This is a genomic window from Thioalkalivibrio sp. ALE23 (assembly GCF_000378545.1).
Classification (GTDB): Bacteria; Pseudomonadota; Gammaproteobacteria; order Ectothiorhodospirales; family Ectothiorhodospiraceae; genus Thioalkalivibrio.
Genome location: NZ_KB900035.1, coordinates 141,425 through 164,539, shown reverse-complemented (window position 1 = coordinate 164,539; position 23,115 = coordinate 141,425). Strand labels below are relative to the sequence as shown.

The 23,115-nt window shown below is 68.2% G+C and carries 23 protein-coding genes; 19 read left to right on the top strand and 4 right to left on the bottom strand.

Annotated features, from left to right (window positions below):
- Positions 1–966: a YafY family protein gene (locus F573_RS0111110; protein ID WP_019022639.1), complete on the top strand. Its 966-nt coding sequence runs from the start codon at positions 1–3 to the stop codon at positions 964–966.
- Between the two features lie 98 nt (positions 967–1,064).
- A complete protein-coding gene (locus tag F573_RS0111105) occupies positions 1,065–1,481 on the top strand; it encodes an HIRAN domain-containing protein (protein ID WP_018869635.1) in 417 nt (138 codons plus the stop codon).
- Between the two features lie 170 nt (positions 1,482–1,651).
- Here the strand turns inward: F573_RS0111105 and F573_RS0111100 are convergent, their stop codons facing one another.
- The gene (locus F573_RS0111100) at positions 1,652–1,906 is read right to left on the bottom strand and encodes a type II toxin-antitoxin system RelE/ParE family toxin (protein ID WP_024329990.1); all 255 of its coding nucleotides are present in this window, start codon (positions 1,904–1,906) and stop codon (positions 1,652–1,654) included.
- A gap of 26 nt (positions 1,907–1,932) precedes the next feature.
- Positions 1,933–2,205, bottom strand: coding sequence for a CopG family ribbon-helix-helix protein (locus F573_RS0111095; RefSeq protein ID WP_018869633.1), 273 nt, complete (start codon positions 2,203–2,205; stop codon positions 1,933–1,935).
- A 237-nt stretch (positions 2,206–2,442) separates the two neighbouring features.
- Here F573_RS0111095 and F573_RS0111090 point away from each other — a divergent pair, with 237 nt between their 5' ends.
- Complete coding sequence (locus F573_RS0111090) at positions 2,443–3,447, top strand: hydrolase (RefSeq protein WP_019022638.1); 1,005 nt, start codon at positions 2,443–2,445, stop codon at positions 3,445–3,447.
- Positions 3,448–3,485: 38 nt separating this feature from the next.
- Here F573_RS0111090 and F573_RS0111085 read toward each other — a convergent pair whose 3' ends face one another.
- Positions 3,486–4,994, bottom strand: a complete 1,509-nt coding sequence (locus F573_RS0111085; protein ID WP_019022637.1) for a SulP family inorganic anion transporter — start codon at positions 4,992–4,994, stop codon at positions 3,486–3,488.
- Positions 4,995–5,281: 287 nt separating this feature from the next.
- On the opposite strand from F573_RS0111085, the gene F573_RS0111080 reads away from it, so the two are divergent.
- Both F573_RS0111080 and F573_RS0111075 read left to right on the top strand, forming a co-directional pair.
- A complete protein-coding gene (locus F573_RS0111080; protein ID WP_018869630.1) occupies positions 5,282–5,776 on the top strand; it encodes a universal stress protein in 495 nt (164 codons plus the stop codon).
- A gap of 13 nt (positions 5,777–5,789) precedes the next feature.
- Complete coding sequence (locus tag F573_RS0111075) at positions 5,790–7,214, top strand: hypothetical protein (RefSeq protein ID WP_019022636.1); 1,425 nt, start codon at positions 5,790–5,792, stop codon at positions 7,212–7,214.
- Here F573_RS0111075 and F573_RS0111070 read toward each other — a convergent pair.
- The gene (locus tag F573_RS0111070; RefSeq protein ID WP_019022635.1) at positions 7,211–9,262 is read right to left on the bottom strand and encodes a GNAT family N-acetyltransferase; all 2,052 of its coding nucleotides are present in this window, start codon (positions 9,260–9,262) and stop codon (positions 7,211–7,213) included. The genes F573_RS0111075 and F573_RS0111070 overlap by 4 nt on opposite strands.
- Positions 9,263–9,391: 129 nt before the next feature.
- Here F573_RS0111070 and F573_RS0111065 point away from each other — a divergent pair, with 129 nt between their 5' ends.
- The 14 genes from F573_RS0111065 to F573_RS0111000 all read left to right on the top strand — a co-directional run bounded on the left by F573_RS0111065 (position 9,392) and on the right by F573_RS0111000 (position 23,016).
- The gene (locus F573_RS0111065; protein WP_019022634.1) at positions 9,392–9,694 is read left to right on the top strand and encodes an STAS domain-containing protein; all 303 of its coding nucleotides are present in this window, start codon (positions 9,392–9,394) and stop codon (positions 9,692–9,694) included.
- Between the two features lie 262 nt (positions 9,695–9,956).
- Entirely contained in the window at positions 9,957–10,319 is a 363-nt protein-coding gene (locus tag F573_RS0111060) for a response regulator (protein WP_018869626.1), read from the top strand.
- Between the two features lie 2 nt (positions 10,320–10,321).
- A complete protein-coding gene (locus F573_RS0111055) occupies positions 10,322–12,388 on the top strand; it encodes a chemotaxis protein CheA (RefSeq protein ID WP_026300891.1) in 2,067 nt (688 codons plus the stop codon).
- 21 nt (positions 12,389–12,409) lie between these two features.
- Entirely contained in the window at positions 12,410–12,931 is a 522-nt protein-coding gene (locus tag F573_RS0111050; protein WP_018869624.1) for a chemotaxis protein CheW, read from the top strand.
- 13 nt (positions 12,932–12,944) lie between these two features.
- Positions 12,945–13,700 (top strand): ParA family protein, encoded by a 756-nt coding sequence (locus F573_RS0111045; RefSeq protein ID WP_019022632.1) that lies wholly within the window; start codon positions 12,945–12,947, stop codon positions 13,698–13,700.
- Positions 13,701–13,715: 15 nt separating this feature from the next.
- Complete coding sequence (locus tag F573_RS0111040; RefSeq protein WP_019022631.1) at positions 13,716–16,022, top strand: methyl-accepting chemotaxis protein; 2,307 nt, start codon at positions 13,716–13,718, stop codon at positions 16,020–16,022.
- Positions 16,023–16,045: 23 nt separating this feature from the next.
- Positions 16,046–16,870, top strand: coding sequence for a protein-glutamate O-methyltransferase CheR (locus F573_RS0111035; protein WP_019022630.1), 825 nt, complete (start codon positions 16,046–16,048; stop codon positions 16,868–16,870).
- Positions 16,867–17,493 (top strand): chemoreceptor glutamine deamidase CheD, encoded by a 627-nt coding sequence (cheD, locus tag F573_RS0111030; RefSeq protein ID WP_019022629.1) that lies wholly within the window; start codon positions 16,867–16,869, stop codon positions 17,491–17,493. Before F573_RS0111035 ends, cheD begins: the two co-directional genes overlap by 4 nt.
- Positions 17,490–18,602: a chemotaxis response regulator protein-glutamate methylesterase gene (locus F573_RS0111025; RefSeq protein ID WP_019022628.1), complete on the top strand. Its 1,113-nt coding sequence runs from the start codon at positions 17,490–17,492 to the stop codon at positions 18,600–18,602. Before cheD ends, F573_RS0111025 begins: the two co-directional genes overlap by 4 nt.
- Positions 18,599–19,801, top strand: a complete 1,203-nt coding sequence (locus F573_RS15515; protein WP_019022627.1) for a methyl-accepting chemotaxis protein — start codon at positions 18,599–18,601, stop codon at positions 19,799–19,801. Before F573_RS0111025 ends, F573_RS15515 begins: the two co-directional genes overlap by 4 nt.
- 27 nt (positions 19,802–19,828) lie before the next feature.
- Positions 19,829–20,134, top strand: coding sequence for an STAS domain-containing protein (locus F573_RS0111015; protein WP_018868784.1), 306 nt, complete (start codon positions 19,829–19,831; stop codon positions 20,132–20,134).
- A 5-nt stretch (positions 20,135–20,139) separates the two neighbouring features.
- Positions 20,140–21,879 (top strand): SpoIIE family protein phosphatase, encoded by a 1,740-nt coding sequence (locus F573_RS0111010; protein ID WP_019022626.1) that lies wholly within the window; start codon positions 20,140–20,142, stop codon positions 21,877–21,879.
- Positions 21,876–22,631 (top strand): SDR family NAD(P)-dependent oxidoreductase, encoded by a 756-nt coding sequence (locus F573_RS0111005; protein ID WP_019022625.1) that lies wholly within the window; start codon positions 21,876–21,878, stop codon positions 22,629–22,631. The genes F573_RS0111010 and F573_RS0111005 overlap by 4 nt, the downstream gene beginning before the upstream one ends.
- Positions 22,632–22,812: 181 nt before the next feature.
- Entirely contained in the window at positions 22,813–23,016 is a 204-nt protein-coding gene (locus F573_RS0111000) for a cold-shock protein (protein ID WP_018868787.1), read from the top strand.
- The last annotated feature ends 99 nt before the right edge of the window (positions 23,017–23,115 follow it).

The window sequence follows — 23,115 nt, the reverse complement described above, 5'->3', positions numbered from 1 at the left end:
ATGAACCGCGCCGAACGCATCTTCCACCTGCACCGGCGGCTCAAGGAAAGCCGCCAGCCGCCCTCGCTGGCGCAGCTGGTGGAGCAGCTCGGGGTGTCGCGCGCCACCCTCAAGCGCGACATCGAATACATGCGCGACTTCATGCAGGCGCCCATCGAGTACGACGCGCAGGCCAACGGCTACCGCTACGACCCCGACGCCCCGGCCTTCGAACTGCCCGGGCTGTGGTTCAACGAATCCGAGCTGCTCGCCCTGCTGACCATGGAACAGCTTCTGGAAGACATGCAGCCGGGCCTGCTCGCCCCCGTCATCGGCCCGATGAAGACCCGCATCCGCCGCCTGCTGGAAACCGGCGGCCAGGACTCCACCGAACTCCGCCGGCGCATCCAGATCCAGCCCCAGGCCCACCGCACCAGCGCCGCCGACACCTTCCGCGTCGCCGCCGAAGCCACCCTCGCCGGCCGCCCGCTGGACATCGAGTACCACGGCCGCGCCCGCGACAGCGCCACCCGCCGCCGCATCCACCCGCAGCGCCTGCTCTACTACCGCGACAACTGGTACCTGATCGCCTGGTGCGAAAACGCCGAAGCCCTGCGCACCTTCGCCCTGGAACGCATCCGCGCCGCCACCCCCGTGCAGGACGCCCCCCTGCGCGAAGAAGCCGATGCCGACCTCGACCGCCACATCGGCGCCGCCTTCGGCATCTTCACCGGCCCCGCCAGCGAATGGGCCGTACTCCGCTTCAACCCCGAACACGCCCGATGGGTCGCCGACGAAACCTGGCACCCCGACCAGATCGGCCAGTACCGCGGCGACACCTGGGAACTGCAGATCCCCTACTCCGACCCCACCGAACTGATCCAGGAAATCCTGCGCCACGGCCCCGGCGTGGAAGTCATCGCCCCCGAATCCCTGCGCCAGCGCGTCGCCGACACCCTGCGCGAAGCCGCCGCCCGTTACGCCTGAACCTCCCTCGCCACACCACCCCCGTGCGGGGTGGCTCACTGTGTGAGCCACCGCCTGTGGTGGGATACGGGTACTGCCACACGAACCCGGAGGTTCCCATGCAACGCAACGGTTCCCGTTTTCCCGATCAGGCCCGTCCCGTTCCGGTGCTGCGCGGTTATTATGCGCGGCGCGACCGGATTCAGAACACGGCGACCACGGAGGAGCTCCTGCAGCGGATCCCGCTGGCGGGGTATCGGCATCACGAGGCGCCGCGGCTGTGGCCGCATCTGCGCCGCGGGCAGGGGCTGACGGTGCAGCGCGAACGGCTGAATCCGGTCGATCCGAACGCAGTGGCGGTGTGCTGGCTGGATCACCAGCTGGGGTATCTGCCGCGCGAGGAGAACGACATGGCGGCGGAGCTGCTGGACCGCGACGAGGAGCTGGTGGCCCGCATCATCGACAAGCGCGACAGCGAAGATCCGTGGGAGCGCCTGGAGCTGGGGGTCTACCGTCGACGGACGCCGGGCCAGTAAGCGCGCCCCACCGTCCAGTGGCCGCACCCGACGCCGTTCAGGCGCTCCTGCCGGACCGCCTCACGCCGGACGATCTGAAAATTCCGGCCCCGAACCTGTAAGGCGCGGTTACGGATTCCGCTGTTCGTGACCGATGCACGGCACAAGCGATTGAAGCTCGGGCTCCGCATTCAGTAACCCGCCTCTTTCTGGTGCCGGAAGGCGAGGACGTACACGGCGTCGTCGGCCGGTTCGTGACGGTAGAGGGCCACGAATCCGGAGTCGCCGAAGGCAATCACCAGCTCACGCAGTTCGGGGATTTCAGGGTCCGGTCGCCCAATATCGGGGGCCGTTTCCAGCAGCAGGAATTGCCGCTCGATCACCTGACCCGCGCGCCTGGCCGCATCCGGAGCTTTAGTGGCGAGAGCGCGCCGGCATCGCTCCAAACCTTCTGCGGCGCCTGCGGTGACGATTACTCGTGGCACTCGGGCACGGCTCCTTCATCGTCAGTGCCCCATGTTCTCAACCAGTCGCGGGCTTCCTGCCCGGTCAGGTGCTGGCCAGTTTCCCGATAGGCCGACCAGGACGCCAGGGCTTCCTGCCTGAAACTCTCTCGGGCTTCCTCGCGGTCAACGTATTGGCGGATGGCTTCGAGCATGATCCAGTGGGGCGACCGTCGGCGTTGGGCGGCGAGATCCTGGAGGCGGGCTTTCAGTGCGTCATCGATTTTCAGGGACGTTGCCATGGTGGACCTCGTATTACTGAGTATTACCTTGTGCTAAGTTAGCGCGGCATCCGGCCCCGAGTCCATCCCTGCGATCCATGAGCGGGGAGTCTCGAAAACGATCGACACCAGGACATCCGGAGGCAAGATCGTTTCCCACGTCTTTGGCGCCGTGGCCCGGTTCGAGCGCGCTCGGGGCACTTCATGGCCTGCTCGCTGTCCGCAAAACCATCCGGTGGCGATCCTGGAGACCAGAGGTTGAGCGACCCGCCCGAGGATAAAACGGATCAGGCGTTCCGGCCGGCCTGGTGGCTGCCGGGACGCCATGCGCAAACGGTCTTTCCGGCACTGTTTCGCGCGCCGCCACCGGTGCGGCTGGAGCACGAACGCCTGGAACTGCCGGACGGGGATTTCCTCGAGCTGGCCTGGGGGCCGCCGGGACGCGGTCTGGTGCTGGTGGGCCACGGTCTGGGCGGCGACGAGACCTCGGGCTACGCCCTGGGCGTGGTGGCGGCGCTGGCACGGCGCGGGATCGGCAGCGCGGTGCTGATCTCGCGCGGGGCCGGCTCGCACCCCAACCGCCTGCGCCGCAGCTATCACGCGGCGGCATGGGACGACCTCAACCACGTGGTGGAGACCCTGCAACGGCGCGATCCCGCCCGGCCGATGGCGGTCTGCGGGTTTTCCCTGAGCGGTTCCATGCTGCTGTCGTGGCTGGGGGAACGCGGCGACACGCCATTGGCCACGGCGGTGGCGGTATCGGTGCCCTTCGATCTGGCCGCCAGCGCCGATGCACTGGAGCGCGGCTTCGCGCGGGTCTACCAGCGGCATCTGATGCGCGGTCTGCGCCGGGTGACGCTGCGCAAGTTCGCGGCGCGCGACGATGCCCCGCTGCCACTGGCGGAACTGCACCGCATGCGCCGGCTGCGCGAATTCGACGAGCGCATCACCGCCCCGCTGCACGGCTTTCGCGATAGTGCCGACTACTACACCCGCGCCAGCTGCCGCCCGCGCCTGGGCGCGATCCGCCAGCCGACCCTCATCCTGCATGCCGCGGACGACCCGTTCGTCCCGGCCACCGGCGTTCCCGCCACCCGCGAACTGGGCCCCGGGATCCGGCTGGAGCTGCAGGCGCGCGGCGGGCATGTGGGCTTTGTGGCCGGAGACGTGCCCGGGCGCCCCCGTTACTGGCTGGACACCCGCATAGCCGACCACATCATCACGCACCTGGAAGCGGCGCTGAACACCGGCGCCGGGCGATAGCCGAACGCCCGGGGCGCCCCGTCACGCGCCGGCGCGGATCAGTGCCCGCCGGGTTCGCTGGCGCCACCTTCCTTGTCGTGCTGCGCGAGCTTGTCGTGGAGCTCGCCGCTCTGGCCGGGCGGGGCCTTCACTTCCACTTCCATGCCATTGCGGCGGAATTTGGCCACCACCTTGTCGATGGCGGCCACCGCGGAGCTGTCCCACAGCGAGGCCTCGCTGAGGTCGATGACCACGTGATGAATGCGCTCGCGGTAGTCGAAGCTGTCGATGAACTTGTCCACGGCCACAAAGAACAGCTGCCCGCGGACCTTGTACGTGCGGGTCCTGCTTCCTTCCGGTCGTTCGCTTTCCACATGGACGGCGTTGACCATCTTGCGCGCGAAGAACACCGCGCTGAGCAGCACGCCGGCGAACACGCCCAGCGACAGGTCGTGGGTCACCACGGTCACGCCCACGGTCACCATGAGCACGGTGGCATCGGTGCGCGGGAGCTTGTGCAGGGTGGTCAGCGAGCTCCAGTCGAAGGTGGCGATGGAGACCATGATCATCACGGCCACCAGTGCGGCCATGGGGATGATCGACACCAGATCGCCGAGGAACACAATCAGGATCAGCAGGAAGATGCCCGCCGACAGGGTGGACAGCCGCCCCAGGCCGCCGGATTTGATGTTGATGACCGACTGCCCGATCATCGCGCAGCCGGCCATCCCGCCGAAGAAGCCGGTCACGATGTTGGCGATGCCCTGCCCCTGGGCTTCGCGGTTCTTGCCCGAGGGGGTGTCGGTCAGGTCGTCCACCACCTGCGCGGTCATCAGCGATTCCAGCAGCCCGACCACGGCCAGCGAGAACGCGGTGGGGAAGATGATCTGCAGGGTCTCCAGGTTCCACGGGATGTCGGGGAACAGGAACACCGGCAGGCCGTCGGGCAGCTCGCCCATGTCGCCTACTTCCATGGTGGGCAGGCCCATGTAGTAGACCACGATGGTCAGGACCACGATGGCCACCAGCGGAGGCGGCAGCAGTCTGGGATAACCCGGGATCAGCGGCAGGCCGTAGAGGATCAGCAGGCCGACGGAGACCAGCACCCACATGGTGGTGTCACCGTCCACCAGATACGGCACCTGGGACATGAAGATCAGGATCGCCAGCGCGTTCACGAACCCGACCATCACGGTGCGCGGGATGAACATCATGTAACGCCCCAGCTTGGCCCAGGCGAACAGCAGCTGGATCACCCCGGTCAGCAGGGTCGCGGCCAGCAGGTACTGCAGCCCGTGTTCCGCCACCAGGGTGACCATCAGCAGGGCCATGGCCCCGGTGGCGGCGGAGATCATGCCCGGGCGGCCACCGGTGAACGCGATCACCACCGCCATGGAGAACGAGGCGTACAGCCCCACCGACGGGTCCACCCCGGCGATGATGGAGAAGGCGATCGCCTCGGGAATCAGGGCGAGGGCGACCACGATCCCCGCGATCAGGTCGCCACGCACGTTGAAGAACCAGATGTCACGCTGGCGTTGCCAGAAGGCCTTTAGCGTCTGCTGCACGGCAAATCTCCCGGATCAGAGGTTTGACGCGCCGGCCCTGAGCACGGTGCAGACCGCGACTGCAGTGATAAGACGGGTGGGATTGACGGGCACCGGTCAGTGGGGTACTGCTAGGCATCCCGTGGCCACCAGTTACGGCGCTGGATCACGGACGAGGAGCAGGTCACAGGAACCGCCCGTGAGAAAGGCGCGAGAGTCTAACACCTCATCAGCGTTTTCTGAAGTGCCAGCCTCAAAGTCCAACGGGGTCGCCCCCGCCACGCACGCTCGAAAATCAGGATTTCCGCATGCTGCAACGCGTCATCGTCGCCATCGATTTTTCTTCCGCCTCGGCCGCGGCCCTGGCCATCGCCCGGCACCATTGCCCCGGTGCCACGCGCCGCCTGCTGCACGTGATGAAACCCGCAGATGTCGCCCGCGGCAGCGCGGCCGGGGCGATGGCCGGGGCCGGCTCCTCGCCGCTGCATTCGAAAGACATGCGCCAGTCGGCGGAGGATCAGGCCCATGCGCGGCTGAAGGAATGGGCGCGGGACGACGAGGAATGCGCGGTGGCCGTGGGCAGTGCACCCGAGGAAATCTCCCGCCTGGCCGAGGAGTGGGATGGCGAACTGATCGTGATGGGCACCCGCGGGCGCAGCCAGCTCGCCAGCATGCTGTCGGGCTCGGCCACCGAGTGGCTGGTGCGCCACGCCAGTCTGCCGGTGATGGTGGTGCACGATGTCCCGCTCAGCGACGCGATGCGCGAGCACCTGCCGCCCGGCTTCGAACACCACAAAGGATGATCCCGGAGGTTTCATGATGACTGCAACGACTCGATTCGGCGGCACCCTGATCGCGGCGCTGAGCCTCGCGGGAGGCGCCGCGCATGCGGACACCGGCACCGGCACGGTCGCCCAGACCCTGGACCGCAACGGCCAGCCGCTGGTCTCCGTCGACGGCGCACGGGCGGAGGACACCTTCGCCGCCCTCGGGGCCCTGACGGTCAAGGGCCGGCTGATGCGCGACAGCGAGATGGGCCATGAAGGCTATCGCCCGGAACTGGCCGGAGACCCGATGCAGGCGGTCGGCGAACGCTGGCTGGACCTGCTGGACTACGCCCAGGGGGCGTTCCTCGACCAGGGCCGCCTGCGGGCGCACGTCGGTGGGGAAGACGAGGCCGGCCCGGCCGCCTATGCCGAGGCCGGCTATCTCTATCACATGCACCACAGCGCGGGCCGGTTCGAGGACCTCGGGCTGTACGACGACCTCACCCATAAGCCCAGTCCGATGATCTCGCAGCTGGAGAACCATCTGGTCAACACGCGCCACGAAGACGGCCGGATCCACAGTGCCGACGCCAGCGATGCCGAGGCCTTCGCCTACGGCATGGATGCGCTGCACGCCTCGGCCTATGCCTGGGTCCGCCAGGACAAGCCGGGTGGCGCCGATGACATGGGCCAGCTCGACCTGGACGCGCTGGCCGGCTGGCTGGGCCATTCGCGTGACGACCTGGTCGCGGTCGCCCGCGCGGTCGCGGACCGGGCCGACGAGGCCTGGGACGCGGACGCCGGGATCTACGTGCTGGACGAGGGTGCCGAGTGGTCCGTCGATCAGCTCGGTGCCATGCTGCGCGGGCACAAGGGCTTGTACGAGATGCTGGCGCTGTACGGAGACGATGACGACCAGGAACGGGCGGAAACCCTGGCGGATCGCGCCGCGGCCATCACCACGGCCGTGCTGGACGGACACGGGCCGCTGCGTGACTGGGGCCTGCCCGCGCGCCTGGAATTCGTCGACGGCCGGGCCATGGCCGCGTCGGACGAGGTGGATGTCGGCGGCCAGTGGCGCTTCGTGCATCAGGTCACCGGCGGGTTTTCCATCCTGCGCGAGCGCGACGGCACGTCCGGCCTGATGGGTGAACGCCACCCCGAACTGGAGCAGAAAGTGGGCCGGGCGCTGGACCGCATGTTCCTCGGCGCGCTCGAATACCAGCTCGACGGCGACTACGTGCCGGCCCGCCTGGACCATGGCGACGGCTCGGTCAGCGACCCGACCGTCACCACCCGCGCGGCGGCGGCCTTCGTGCAGGCCGTGGGCAACGGCTACCGCGCCGGCGATGCATTCGACCGCCCCGGGGCCTGGGACGACGACGCCGAACTGGCCGAACGCAGCGAGGGCCTGTACGACGCGATGCTGCGCCACGGCGAGCTGGTCAGCTCGCGCCTGGTGCGGGTGGACTAGCGGGTCCCGGGCCGGATCTCGGGCCGAATCTCGGGCCGGCTCCCGGCCAGCCACCGGGCCGCCGCCTCGCGCAGGCGGCGGATGACCCCGCGCCGGCCGGAGACCCCGGCCAGCGCTTGCAGGGCCGCCCAGTCCTGCTGCTGCACGCACGCGGCATGCAGCAGGGCCCGGCCCGAGTCCTGGCCCGAGTTCAGATCCAGCTCGCGATCCCGCGCGGCCTCGGCCGCCAGGGCCCGGCGCAGTGCCGGCAGGGCCCACTCGAAGCTGCGGCTGCGATGGGCAAACGCCTCGATCGAGGCGCGATCGTCCGCCTCGACTTCACCGTGCTCGCCGGGCGCCGGCAGGCTCTGCTCGATGGCACGGGTGGTGGCGCTGTCCAGCTGCTCCGCAGCCAGCGTTCGCCATAACGGCCAGTCGCGGGCGAACGCCCCCTGCACCGCCGCCAGCGCCGGCCCCGCCTCGCCGGCCTGCGGCAGTGCACGCATTACGATCAGCGTGACCTGCCCGCTGGCCGGATCCGGGCGCACGCCCAGGCGCACCGGCGCGAAGCCCTCGCGCCGCCAGAAGTGCAGCATGCCCGGGGTCACCCCGAACGCCGCGCCCAGGAGCCCCACCCCGTCGCGCGCGGCCCTTTCGGCCACCGCGCGCAGCAGGCGCGTGCCCAGCCCGCGCCCCTGCCAGGCGGGATGCACCGCGATCCGGTGGATCCGCCAGGCGGTCTGCTGCGCCAGTGAAAAGGAACCTACTGCGGCCAGGGTGCACGGCAGGAAGCGTCCCGGCGGCCGCCGCTCGCCGGCCCACACCGCGTCCGCCAGCTCGGGCTCCAGCCCCGGCTCGGCCTGCACCAGCACCGCCCCGAACAGCGCGCCATCACGCACGCCTTCCAGCAGCAGCACATGCAGGTCGGGATCATCCAGCCAGCGCTGCAGATCGGAGGGCCGGGTACGATAATGCGCGTCGGCCAGCAGGCCGGTCAGCGCCTGCAGGCGGGCGGCGTCGCCCGCGAGCTCGGCCGGTGAGCGCCACACGAAGCGTACGGCCTGGGGCGAAGGCTCGAGGCTGGCCGCCTCCAGCAGGAACAGCCGGTTGATCCAGTCTTCCAGCGGATCGCCCGCGGCCCAGCGCACGGGCTCGTGCAGGCGCAGGATCCGCGGTCGCAGGCTGGCCCGTTCCAGCGCCGGCAGCACCCGCAGGCGGAACCCCTGACCGCTGCCCTCGAACCCGCCGGTGGTGGTCGCCAGCACCACCCGCCGGGCGCGCCGGGTCAGCTCCAGCAGGCGTTCCACCGGGATGGCCGCGGCCTCGTCCACGATCAGCAGGTCGGGCCGTGCCGGGGAATCCAGCAGGACCGCCGGTGCGCAATACAGCGTCGCGGGATCCACGACGGGCGAGCCTTCCGCAGCCTGCGCCAGCAGGCGCTCGGCCGCGGCGGGGGCCGGCGCGGTCACGGCAATCTCCCCGTCCGGAGCGCCCGACAGCCGCACATGTTCACCCAGCCACTGTCCGAGCACGGTGGACTTGCCGCGCCCGCGCGGGGCGATCACCACGTCGCAGCGCCGCCCGCCCGGGGCGTCCGGTTCGCCCGGGTCGCGCAGCCGCTCCAGCACCCGCTGCTGGTCGTCGGTCCAGCCCTCGCCGGGCACGGCGCCAGCGGGGCGCGGCCAGTTCGCCGGCCGTCCAGGGTCGGGATGCTCCACCACCGCTTCCGCCAGCGCCTGCCGCCAGCGCTCGCCGAACGGCGTGGCGCCACCGGCATCCGTGAGCAGCACCAGCACCCCACCCCCGCGCAGGATGCCGCTGACGATCACCAGGGCATCGGCGGGGAGACCGGACTGCGCCTCGAATACCACCACGTCGCGCTCGCGGCCCAGCCAGTCTCCGGCCTGGGCCGGACGCACCGAGGGCAGATCCGGGGGCGCGCTGCGGCCCACCCACAGGACGCCGTGGCCACCAGCCTGTTGCCGCAGCCATTCGCCCGCGCACTCGCAGACCTCCGGCCGCCCCGGCAAGGCGATGATGCGTCGATGCGGCGGACCGGTACGGACCATCGCGAGTGCCCCCGGAAAAAAGAAACGGAACTTGTGAAAACGTGACAAACCTCAAAACCTGCGTCCCGATGCCGACACAGACAGGAACGCCCCTCACGCGACATCTCGCAGCATGAACCAGGAGCCCGCATGAATACCAACGAACAGCCCGCCACCGAACTGCCGGAACGCCTGCGCATTGACGCCGTCGAGGCGCTGACCGAAGCCGCGCGCCAGACCCTGGACCAGGGCCAGCCCCTGCGGCTGGACGGTCAGGGCGTCCGGGACACCGACACCGCCGGCCTGCAGCTGCTGGCGATGCTGCGCCGGGAAGCCGAACGCCGCGGCCAGCCCATGACACTCGATCCCGTCAGCCCCACCCTGGAAAGCGGCCTGCAGCGCCTGGGCCTGGAGGGCCACGTGCAGGACTCCGCGAACCCGCCGGGATCCTGACGGCAGCAGGACACAAAGCCTTTCCGGTTGCACAGGAAGCGTCAAGATTTGGTCGTTTTTCCGCGGAGCGGAACCGCTCGGCTCAAGTTTTTCCTCCGGGGCCCGTTAAATTCTGTGACGGACCCCGAGTTTGCTGTACAGTCCTTGTACAGGTTTTTCGGAGAATGCGACGGCGACCCTGGCACACGGCTTGCTGCAGGTCACACGACCGGACCCGGGGTCGCCCGCATGAACAAGACAATCGAATAACAGGGGGCACGCAATGGCCAAGGTGCTGGTGGTGGACGACTCGTCCTCGATGCGACAGATGGTGAGCTTCGCGCTCAAGCAGGCCGGTCACGACGTGACCGAGGGCCGGGATGGCAACGACGGCCTGAGCAAGGCACAGGGGCTGAAGGCCGATCTGGTCATCACCGACGTGAACATGCCCGGCAAGGACGGACTGGAGCTGACCCGCGAGCTGCGCAAGCTGCCCGACTACAAGTTCACGCCCATCCTGGTGCTGACCACCGAGGCCGGCCCGGAGAAGAAGCAGGAAGGCAAGGCCGCCGGCGCCACCGGCTGGCTGGTCAAGCCGTTCGATCCGGAAAAGCTGATGAGCACCGTCAACAAGGTCCTGCGCTAGCCATGTCCATGGATATGTCCCAGTTCACCGAGGCCTTCCTCGAAGAAAGCTTCGAGGGGCTGGAACACATGGAGACCGAGTTGCTGGCGCTCAACGCCGGCGACGAGGAAACCCTGCACACGATCTTCCGTGCGGCCCACTCCATCAAGGGTGGCGCCGGGACGTTCGGGTTCAGCGCGATCTCCGAATTCACCCACGGCATGGAGACCCTGCTGGACCGCATGCGCAACGGTCAGCAGGAGACCACCCCGGAGATCGTGAATCTGCTGCTGCGCGCGGTGGACGTGCTGCGCGGCCAGCTGCAGGCGGCCCGCGATGGTGGCGAAGCCGACCCGGCCGAGGCGGCCGAGGTACGCGCCCTGATCGAGGCCACACTGGGTGAGGACACCCCGACACCGGAGACCGGCGGAAACGGCGATGACGCCGCATCCGGCGGCACGACCGGGAGTGGCGACGGCACACCTCGCGGCTGGCGCATCCAATTCCGTCCGCACGCCGACCTCCTGCGCACCGGCAACGACCCGCTGCGCATGTTCGAAGTACTGGAGGAGCTGGGCGAGCTGACGGTGCACTGCGACGCGGAGGGCCTGCCCCCGACGCTCGAAGGCTACGACCCGGAGGCCAGCTACCTCGCCTGGACCCTGGAACTGCGCGGCGACGCGGAGCGTGCCGACGTCGAGGAAGTCTTCGAATGGGTCGAGGACGAATGCGACCTGACGATCGAACCGCTCGAAACCGCCGGCGACAGCACCGGAGCGCACCCCCCGGCGGACCCGGCCCCGAACGGCTCCGGCCCGGAATCCACGCCCCCCGGCGGTGAGGACGGCGCGGGCGGGGCGCCCGCACGCGCGGCCTCGAAGCCGACCGAATCCAGCTCCATGCGGGTCAACGCCGCCAAGATCGACGCCCTGATCGACATGGTCGGCGAGCTGGTCATCACCCAGTCGATGCTCACCGACATCAGCGAGCAGATGGAAGAAGACCCCGCGCGCGTGGAGCAGCAGATCGAGCGCCTGCGCTCGGGGCTGGCCGAACTGGAGCGCAATACCCGCGAGCTGCAGGAAAGCGTGATGGGCATCCGCATGGTGCCGATCGCGCAGGTCTTCAACCGCTTCCCCCGCCTGGTCCACGACCTCTCGGGCCAGCTCGGCAAGCAGATCGACCTGCAGATGGAGGGCGAGCTCACCGAGATCGACAAGACCGTGCTGGAGCACCTGGGCGATCCGCTGGTGCACCTGGTGCGCAACGCCATCGACCACGGCATCGAGATGCCCGACGAGCGCAGCGCGGCCGGCAAGGACCCCACCGGCCGGGTCACGCTGGAGGCCTACCATCGCGGCGGCAACGTGGTGATCGAGATCCGCGACGACGGCCGCGGGATGAACTCCGACCGCATCCTGGAGAAGGCCCGCGCCGCCGGTCTGCTGCGGCCGGACCAGAATCCGGAACCGCACGAGATCCTGCAGTACATCTTCGAGCCCGGGCTTTCCACCGCGGAGAAGCTGTCGGACCTGTCCGGCCGCGGCGTGGGCATGGACGTGGTGAAGAAGAACATCCGCAGCCTCGGCGGCAACATCGAACTGCATTCCGAGCCGGGCCGGGGCTCGCGGATCACCATTCGCCTGCCGCTGACCCTGTCGATCATGGACGGCCAGCTGCTGAAGATCCACGACGAGACCTTCGTGATCCCGCTGATCGCGATCGTCGAGTCACTGCAGACGGAACCCGAGAACGTGAAGCAGGCCTTCGGCAAGCTGCCGCTGTATCGCCTGCGCGACGAATACATCCCGGTCGTCGACCTGGCGGCCCTGTTCGGCCAGGCCGAACCCTCGCCGATGCCGGATCGGGCCCTGCTGGTGGTGGCCGAGGCGGACAACCAGCGCGTGGCCCTGCGGGTGGATGACCTGCTGGGGCAGCAGCAGGTCGTCATCAAGACGCTCGAAACCAATTTCCGCCGGGTGCCGGGGACAGCCGGGGCCACCATTCTCGGCGACGGCCAGGTGGCGCTGATCCTGGACGTTGCGGGCATCGCCCGGATGGCCGCCGGACACGACACCCGCGCCGCATGATCACCAATGGAGTCCAACGCAATGGCTAACGACGCGACCCAGTCCATCCAGGACCCGGCCACCGCCGGGGAGGACCAGTACCTGACCTTCATCCTGGCCGACGAGGAATACGGGGTGGACATCCTCCGCGTGCAGGAGATCAAGGGCTGGGAACGCCCCACCCCGCTGCCCAACACGCCCGACTACATCCGCGGCGTGATCAACGTGCGCGGCATGATCGTGCCGATCATCGACATGCGCCTGCGTTTCGGCATGGAGCCGCTGGAGTACGGCCCCACCACGGTGGTGATCATGCTGCGGGTGATCAGCGAGGACCGCGAACGGGTGATGGGCATCGTGGTGGACGCGGTCTCCGAAGTGTACAGCATCGGCGACGACAATCTGCAGCCGGCCCCGGATTTCGGCACCCGCATCGGCATCGACTTCGTGCGCGGGCTGGCCACGGTGGAGGAGAAGATGATCCTGGTGCTGGACATCGACACCCTGCTCGGCCCCGGCCTGATCGCCAGCGAAGACGCGATCCGGGAAGAACAGGGCGCCTGAGGCACAACGACCCATGCGCACGTTCGCGGTGATCAACCAGAAAGGCGGCGTCGGCAAGACCACGGTGACGCTGAACCTGTCGCACGCGCTGGCACTGGCCGGAAACCGCGTGCTGGCGATCGACGCGGATCCGCAGGGGCACCTGACCATGGCCTTCGGCCTGGAGGATCCCGCCGGACTGGACCGGGTGCTGCACGGCGAGGCGCGCATGCGCGACGCCTTCAGCGAGGCCGGCAACGGCCTGCAGGTGGTCGCCGCCGGCGAGCATCTGCAGGAAGTGGAAAACCTGAACGAGGGCGGCGCGCAACGCGGCTGGCGGCTGCAGCGCGCACTGGCGGCGATGGACGAGCCGTTCGACTACGTGCTGATCGACTGTCCGCCGTCGGCCGGCCTGCTGGGCATGAACGCGATCATCGCCGCCGACGAGATGCTGATCCCGGTAGCCGGCGACTTCCTCTCGCTCAACGGGCTGTCGCGGCTGATGCGCATCCTGCACGGCATCGAGGAGCGCCTGGGCGGCTCGCGGCCGAAATGGATCGTGCTTTCGCGCTTCATGGAACAGCGCCGCCACGCCCGCGAGGTGCGCGACCGGATCCGCGAGCACTTCGGCTCGCAACTGCTGGACACCACCATCCGCGAGTCGGTGGTGCTGGCCGAGAGCCCGAGCTTCGGCCAGACGATCTTCGAATATCAGCCCCGGCATCGCGCCGCCGGGGACTTCAGGGCCCTCGCCGGGGACCTGATGGAAACGGCGACGGCAACGGCCTGAACGACGGGACACGCAATGAGCACACGCAAGCGCAACAAACTGGGCAACGATCCGCTGGGCTGGATGGACGACGGCGACGAAGCCCGGTCCGAGCCCTCGGACGAGCCGCCGCAGACCGAGGCATCCGGGTCCGACGATACCGGCGATACCGGCGATACCGGCGACGCCATTGACGCCGCCGAGGGCGAAGCCCGCCCCGCGCGCCGCAAGGCACCGGCGAAGAGCCGCAGCCGCAAGAACACCGGATCCGCCCGCACCGAAACTCCGCAACAAGCTTCCAGCGAGGACAGCACCATGGCCGAAAAAACGCAGCATGCCAACGTCTACGAAGAACGACTCGACGGCGAGTTCATGCGCGCCGCATGTGAGGGGTCGCGCATGTCCGTGATGATGTGCGACACGGACATGAACATCATTTACGCGAATCAGCATGTTGTGGACCTGCTAAATGAACGCAAGCAACAGATCCGGCAACGGTTCCCCGATTTCGATCCGGAGCACCTGGTGGGCCAGTCGATCGACCAGTTCCACGAGAATCCCGCCCACCAGCGGGCAATCCTGCAGAACCCGGAACGTCTGCCCTGGACCGCGAACATCGAAGTAGGCGGAATCGAATTCAAGCTCGAGGCCACCGCGGTCGTGGACGACGACGGCAACTACCGGGGCAACATGGTGGCGTGGAGCGACATCACCGAATTCAATCGCTCCGAACGTGAACGCGCGCGCTTCGCCGCAGCCATCGATGGCGCCGAGGCCGCCCTGATGATGTGCGACGAGCACATGAACATTACTTTCGCCAACCAGGCGCTGCGGCGGATGTTCGAGCGCCATCAGGCGATCTTTTCCCGACACTTCGCGGGTTTCGATCCGCAAAACCTGGTGGGCGAGTCCATTGATCGGTTCCATCAGAACCCTGCGCACCAGCACGCCATCCTGCAGAATCCCGCGCGCCTGCCGCACGAGGCCGAGATCGCTCTGGAGGATCTGCGCTTCCGCATCAATGCCACCGCCATCATCGACGCACACGGAAACTACGCCGGCAACATGCTGGAGTGGCAGGACGTCACGGAGGTCCGCAAAGCCGAGGAAGAGATCACCACGCTGATTGAGGACGCGGCCAGTGGCAATCTGGGCGAACGCCTGGATCCCGAGAAGTACAGCGGCTTCACGCGCGTGGTCGGCGAAAAGATCAATGGCCTGCTGGACGCGGTGGTACCGCCGTTGCGCGAGGGTTCGCGCGTTATGCAGGCGATATCCGAGGGCGATCTGACCGCGCGACTGGAAGGGAACTTCCAGGGCGAGTTCGCGGAGTTCCGCGATGCCATCCACGACACCATCGACAACCTTGACCGGCTGGTCGGCCAGATCCTGGAAGGGGCCAACAACGTGCGTTCGGCCTCCTCCGAGATCGCCCAGGGCAACACCGATCTGTCCCAGCGCACCGAGGAACAGGCCTCCTCGCTGGAGGAAACCGCCTCTTCCATGGAAGAGATGACCTCCACGGTCAAATCCAACGCCGACAACTCCAAGCAGGCCAACCAGCTCGCCGTCGCCGCCCGCGACAAGGCCGCCGAGGGCGGCGAAGTCGTCAGCAAGGCCGTCGGCGCCATGGGCGAGATCAACCAGTCCTCCAAGAAGATCTCCGACATCATCGGCGTCATCGACGAGATCGCCTTCCAGACCAACCTGCTCGCCCTCAACGCCGCGGTCGAGGCCGCCCGCGCCGGCGAACAGGGCCGCGGCTTCGCCGTCGTCGCCACCGAGGTCCGCAACCTCGCCCAGCGCAGCGCCCAGGCCGCCAAGGAGATCAAGTCCCTGATCTCCGACTCGGTCGAAAAGGTCGACGAGGGCACCAAACTGGTCGACGCCTCCGGCAAGGCCCTGGAAGAGATCGTCGACTCGGTCAAGAAGGTCTCCGACATCATCGCCGAGATCGCCGCCGCCTCCGAGCAGCAGTCCACCGGGCTCGACGAGATCAACAAGGCCGTCTCCCAGCTCGACGAGGTCACCCAGCAGAACGCCGCCCTGGTCGAGGAGGCCGCTTCCGCCTCCGAGTCCCTCGACGATCAGGCTCGCGAACTGCTCGAGCTGATGGCCTTCTTCAAGGGCTCGCGCAGCGAGGCCCCGGCCGCTCCGGCCGCGGCCGCCCGCCCCGCCGGGCGCACCGAGGAAAACCGGGCACAGCGCCCGGCCGCCGCTGGCAGCGCTCGTCCCGCCGCGAAGAAGGAAGAGGAGAAGAAGAAGCCGGCCCCGGCCCCGCGCGCCCGGACGCAGCAGAAGTCCGCCACCGCGGACAGCAGCGAAGAATGGGAAGAATTCTGAGACGCACGGGAGACCTTTGCTGAATGGGCCGTTTCGAGAGCCTGAGCGACCGCGACTTCCGGCGCGTCGCCCGCCTGATTGGCGAACGCACCGGGATCATGCTCAACGAGAGCAAGCGGGAGCTGGTCTACAGCCGCCTGGCACGGCGGCTGCGGGCCCTGGGCCTGGAACGCTTCGAACAATATCTCGACCGGGTCGAGGGTGGCGACGAGGCCGAGCTCGAAGAGTTCATCAATGCCCTCACCACCAACCTCACGGCGTTCTTCCGCGAGCCGCATCACTTCGAGATGCTGGAGGGATCGGTGTTGCAGGAGATGCGCCGGGCCAACCCGGACGGACCGCTGAAGATCTGGTCGGCCGGCTGTTCCACCGGAGAAGAGCCGTGGTCGATCGCGATGACCCTGGCCGACGCGACGGGCTCGACGGATGCGGCGCGCATCCTCGCGACCGACGTGGACTCGCGCGTGGTTGCGCATGCCGATGCCGGGATCTACGACGGCAGTCGCATCACCGGGATCGCGCGCGAACGCCAGCGGCGCTGGCTGCTGCGCGGCAAGGGCGGGCAGGACGGGAAGGTCCGGATCCGCGATGGCCTGCGCTCGATGGCACGCTTCCAGCAGCTCAACCTGTTCGACGAATGGCCGATCCGGGGGCCGCTGGATGCGATCTTCTGCCGCAACACGCTGATCTATTTCGACAAGCCGACCCAGAAGGAGCTGGTCGAACGCTTCGCGACCATCCTGCGCCCCGGCGGCTACCTGTTCATCGGCCACTCCGAGTCGCTGTACCGGGTGACCGACACGTTCCGGCTGCTGGAACAGACTTTGTACCGGAGGGTTTCGCCATGAGCGCGCTGCCCGAGCTGCATGATGGGGCCTTCGCGCACATCAACCGCTACTGGGACCGCTTGAATAATGCCCCGGCGGCCAAACTGCTGCCCGGGGAATGCTATGTTTCGGTGTCGTCGACCGAGCTGATCACCACGGTCCTGGGCTCCTGCGTGTCGGCCTGCGTATGGTCGCCGGAGGCCGGGGTGGGTGGCATGAACCATTTCATGCTCCCGGAAGGCGAACGCGACAGCGGCTGGGGCCCGGCGGTTTCCAATGCCACGCGTTACGGCACCCACGCGATGGAGTTCCTGGTGAACGAGCTGCTCAAGCTCGGCGCCGAGCGCGACGACCTGCGCATCAAGATGTTCGGGGGCGGGCGCGTAATGGCGGGCATGAGTGATGTGGGCGCGCGCAACATCGCGTTTCTGCGCCGTTACGCGCGCGAGGAAGGGCTCGAGATTCTGGCCGAGGACGTGGGCGGCCCGTGGCCGCGCAAGGTGGTGTTCTTCCCCGCCTCCGGACGGGTGCGGCTGAAAAAGCTCGTGTCCCTGCACAACAACACCCTGCTCGAACGCGAGCAGGACTACCGCCGCCGCCTCGAAGGCGAGGACCTGGCCGGCGACGTGGAGCTGTTCGAATGAGCACAACGCAGGCCCGCCCCATCCGCGTGATCGTGGTCGATGACTCGGCCCTGATCCGCAAGCTGCTGGCACGGATCCTCGATCAAGCGCCGGATATCGAGGTGGTGGAAACCGCGGCCGATCCGTACGACGCCCGCGAGAAGATCAAGCAGCACGACCCGGACGTGCTCACCCTGGACGTGGAGATGCCGAAGATGGACGGCATCACGTTCCTGCGCAATCTGATGCGCCTGCGCCCCATGCCGGTGGTCATGGTCTCCTCGCTGACCGAGGCGGGCGCGGATGTCACCCTCCAGGCACTGGAGCTGGGGGCGGTGGATTTCGTGACCAAGCCGGGGACCGACGTGGCGCATACCATGGAGGCCTACGCGGACGCCCTGATCGAGAAGATCCGCACGGCCTCGCGCATTCGCGTGCAGGCTCGCAGCAGTACGTCGTCCGAAGGACCGACGCCGCCCCCCCCGACCAGCGCCAGCGGCGGGAGCCGGCGCTTTCGCACCACCGACCGCGTCATTGCGCTGGGCGCGTCGACCGGCGGCACCGAGGCCCTCAAGGAGGTGCTGATGGGACTGCCGCCGGACGCACCCGGGATCCTCATCACCCAGCACATCCCGGCCGGCTTCAGCCAGGCCTTCGCCGAGCGCATGGACCGCAGCACCGCGCTGCGCGTGAAGGAGGCCGAAGACGGGGACGTGGTGATGCCGGGGCACGTGTTCGTGGCACCCGGCACGGACTATCACCTGCGCCTGGAGCGGGACGGTGCGCGCTATGTCTGCCGGCTGGACGGCCAGGGCCCGGTGAACCGTCATCGGCCCAGCGTGGACGTACTGTTCGAATCCGCCGCACAGTCCGCCGGTTCCAACACCGTGGCCGCGCTGTTGACGGGCATGGGCGACGACGGCGCCCGCGGGCTGCTGGCGCTGCGCGAGGCCGGAGCCCACACCATCGCCCAGGACGAGGCCACCAGTCTGGTCTGGGGCATGCCCGGCGAGGCCGTGGAACGCGGCGCGGCCGTACAGGTTCTGCCGCTGGGGCGCATTGCCGACGCACTGCTGGACGATCATCGCGACACCGCCCGCGCCGTCGCCAACGGAGGAGACACGTCATGAATGACTGGAAACAACGTCTGACGCATCCACCGCTGCAGCGGGGCCTGGCGATCGCCCTGGTAGCCACCCTGCTGGCCGGCATTGGCGGCGTCTGGCTGGCCGGAGCAGCCGCGGCGGCCAGCCTGCTGGTGGTGCCCCTGCTGTTGGGGGCCGCGCTGGTGGTCACCCTGTGGCACACCCCGGACGCGGACGCCACCCGCCACGGCGAACAGGAAGCCGCCCACCACGTGGCCGGTGGCGCGGAACTGTCCGACGAGATCGATCAGGCGATGCGCTTCGAGCTGGATCAGATCGATCAGGAGATCACCCGGCAGAAGGGGCTGATCGAGAACGCGGTGAAGGAACTGGGCGACAGCTTCAGCGACATGCACCAGATCGCCGAACGCCAGCAGGAGCTGATGAGCTCCGATCTGGCGAGCCAGAATAGCGCCGGGGTAGAAGGCAAATCCCAGCCGGAGATCCTGCGCGACCTGACCCGCCAGTCGGACGAGACCCTGCAGATGTTCATCGACACCCTGGTGGAGGTCAGCCGGCAGAGCGTGGAGAGCGCGCACCACATGGCGGACATGAACCAGCACATGGACGGGGTATTCAAGCTGCTGGACAGTGCCGGCGAGATCGCCGACCAGACCAACCTGCTGGCCCTGAACGCCAGCATCGAGGCCGCACGGGCCGGCGAGGCCGGGCGCGGGTTCGCGGTGGTGGCCGACGAGGTCCGCAACCTGTCGAAGCGCTCGGCCACCTTTCACGAGGACATCCGCAAGCAGATCGAGGAGGCGCGCCGCAGCATCCGTCAGGTGCACGACACGGTCCACGCCATGGCCTCGCGCGACATGAGCGACAGCATGGAAGAAAAGGAGCGCGTCGGCTCGCTGTTCGAATACGCCCGCGAGGCCACCGAGGACATGGAAAACCGCCTGCGGGAAGAGGCGGAGCTGACCGATCGCATGAACCAGGCGGTCGCCACCGCGGTTCGCTCGCTGCAGTTCGAGGACATCGCGCGTCAGTCTCTGGGCACCGCCGAAGACGCCCTGGCCCATCTGCACGAACTGCAGGGGATCCTCCACGAGGCACGCTCCACCGACGATGCCCGCGCGATGGCCGAGCGCGTGCGCGCCTGGCGCGAGGATCGCCAGACCCGTCATTATCGCGCCGTGAATCAGGAAAACCTGGACACCGGCGACGTTGAACTCTTCTGACCCCCGAAAACTCCCGACGGAGACCGCATGAGCATCCAGACCCGGACATCGACGGACGGCAGCGAACTGCGCATCGCCATCCACGGTCGCTTTGATTTTGACCAGCACCAGGACTTCCGCAGCGCCTACCGCGAGACCCGCGGCGCCGGCATGCGCTACGTCATCGACCTGTCGCAGACGGAGTACATGGACAGCTCCGCGCTGGGCATGCTGCTGCTGTTGCGGGAACACGCCGGCGGCGATGGCGCCGACGTGCGCATCGTCGGGGCGTCCGGCGGGGTGCGCAAGGTGCTCGACATCGCCAATTTCGGTCGCCTGTTCACCATCGAGTGACGTCCGTGAGCGCCTTCCCCGAAAGCGTGCCGCTGGCGTCCGGCGAGGGGCGTGTGCTGATCGTCGACGACGACAAGCACAACCGGCGCCTGCTGAAGATGATGCTGACCGGCGCCGGCTACGACACCGAGGAGGCGACCGACGGCCACCAGGCCGTGGAGCAGGCACGCAACGCTCCCCCGGACCTGATCCTGATGGACGTGATGATGCCGGGGCTGGACGGCTTCGAGTCCACCCGGCAGATCAAGCACGAGTGCGGTGATCGTTTCATCCCGGTAATCATGCTGACCGCCCTGGACGACGAGGACTCCCTGCTGCGCGGCATCCGCGCCGGTGCCGACGACTTCCTCAGCAAGCCCCTCAACCTCTCGGTGCTGCGCGCCAAGATCCACGCCATGGAGCGCCTGCGCGATCTGCACCACGGGCTGCGCGAGCGCAACGAGGCCCTGGACCGCGCCCGGGCGCGCCAGGCATGGGAGGAAGAGACCGCGGAAAGCGTGTTCTCGCGCGCCATCACCGGACGCAATGTGGGCGACGAACGGCTTCACGTACGCCAGTGGGCCGCCGCCACCTTCAGCGGCGACGTGGTGCTGTCGGACTTCACCCCGGACGGCGGCCTGCGCGTACTGGTGGGGGACTTCACCGGGCATGGCCTGGCTGCGGCCATCGGCACCTATCCGGTTTCGGAGACCTTCCATACACTGACGCGCGAGGGTGTGGGCGACACCGAACTGGTCTTCGAGCTCAACCACGTGCTCCACGGCTTTCTGCCACCGTCGATGTTCATGGGCGCCGTGCTGGTCACCTTTGAGCCCGACGGGCAGACCCTGACCGCCTGGAACGGCGGCCTGCCGGATGCCCTGCTGTGCGGCGGCGACGGACAACTGCGCAGCCTGCCCTCGCAGGCGATGCCGCTGGGGATCCTTTCCCGGCTGGAGCTGGACAGCGGCCCCCGGCGTCACGCCATCGCCGCCGACGAGACCCTGCTGATCGTCACCGACGGGGTTCTGGAAGAGGGAGGCACCGCCGGTGAACCGTTCGGCGAGGCACGCCTGCATGCCTGTCTGTGCCATCCGGAGCGCCCACCGGAACGGATCGAACGGCTGGGCGATGCCCTGTCACGGCACATGGGGGATGCGTCACCGGCCGACGACATCACCGCGGTCGCGATCACCTGCGCCCCCGAGGTCGTGCTGGAAACCGGCCTCGCGGTACCCCCGGACACCACCGGCAACCGACGCTGGTCCATGGAGGCCGCCGGGGCCGAGCTGGCCCGCGTGGACGTCGCGGAAGAGGCCCGGCAGCAGCTCCGGCGCTGGTTCCCGGAGCCCGGCGAACACGTTCAGGCCCTGCAGACGGTGGTCGCCGAGCTCTGCAACAATGCCTTCGAACACGGCGTGCTGGGCCTGTCTTCCGAGATGAAGGCCACCGCGGAAGGCTTTGCCGAGTACTATCGCCTGCGCCAGGAAGGACTCGAGCGCCTGGAAGGGCGCATCGGCATCAACCTGCGCTACCGCCGCACGGACGACTGGCACTGCGTGCGCATCCGTGTGCGCGACAGTGGCGCGGGCTTCGACCACCAACGGGTGCGGCGGGCTCTCGAGGGCGAGAGCGACGAAAGGCTGTGGGGGCGCGGCCTGACCCTGGTGCACCGGTTGTGCCGGCAGATGCGGCACCTCGGGAGCGGCAACGTGGTGGAGGCCGAGTACGCCTGGATGGAACCAATCAGCGAGGAGCAGACATGACATCGACCACTCCGCAATCGGCACTGATTACCGGCAATTCCAGCGGCCTGGGCCTCGGACTCGCCCGGGTCCTCGCCGCCGACGGCGCGGCGGTCTACGGCATGAGCCGCCGCGGCTGCCCTGACGACGGAGTCGCCGGCGACGCACAGGTCGACCTCGCGGACTTCGACGCCATCCCGGAGGCCATGGACCGGCTGCTGCAGGGCGCCACCCGGCTGGACCTCGTGATCCTGAATGCCGGCCTGCTGGGACACATCCAGCGCATGCCGGACGCCCCGATGGACGAACTGCGCCAGCTAATGGACGTGAACACCTTCGCCAACAAGGTGATCCTGGATCGTCTGCTGACGCGCGAGATCCCGGTCGGCCAGATCGTAGCCATCTCCTCGGGGGCGGCGGTGTTCGGCAATGCCGGCTGGAGCGGCTATTCCCTGTCCAAGGCCGCGCTGAACATGCTGATGCAGCTCTACTCGCACGAATTCCCCGGCGTGCCCGTGCACTCGCTCGCACCGGGTCTGATCGACACCGCGATGCAGGACTATCTTTGCGACGAGGCCGACAGCGAGACCTTCACTGCCCTGCAGCGGCTGAAGGCCGCGCGCGGCACCCGCACCATGCCGGAACCGGAAACCGCGGCACGCGACATCCTCGACGTACTGCCACGGCTGCGCGAACAGCCGTCTGGAAGCTTCGTGGACATCCGTGCACTCAACGATCCCGAAGAGTATGCGCGCCTGACCGGCCGGCGCTGACAGAAAAACTTCATCGCACCCCATTGGCTTTTGCCGACACAGGAGCGTATAGTCGGAAACGTGATTCGCGGTTAGCAGCAACTCCAAGGAAGTCCCCAGTTTTCTGGACCAGTGCTCCCGTTGATCTGTTGGTAGCGTTCCGCAGTCACGTTTCTTTAGTTACATGATGAGGTAAGTAGTTGTGAATACCGGTGTTGTTAAGTGGTTCAACGAGAGCAAGGGTTTCGGTTTCATCACCCCCGATGATGGCGGCAAGGACGTGTTCGTGCACTTCTCCGCGATCAACGGTTCGGGCTTCAAGACCCTGGCCGAAGGCCAGAAGGTTTCCTTCGAGATTCAGGAAACCGCCAAGGGTCTGGCCGCGGGTGACGTGACCGCGCTGTAAGACTGCCCGCACGGCGCGCCTCCGGGCGCGCTTCGGGAAGCAGAGGGCCGCCTTCGGGCGGCCCTTTTTTGTGCGCGCTCTCCGCGCAGGCCGCGCAGG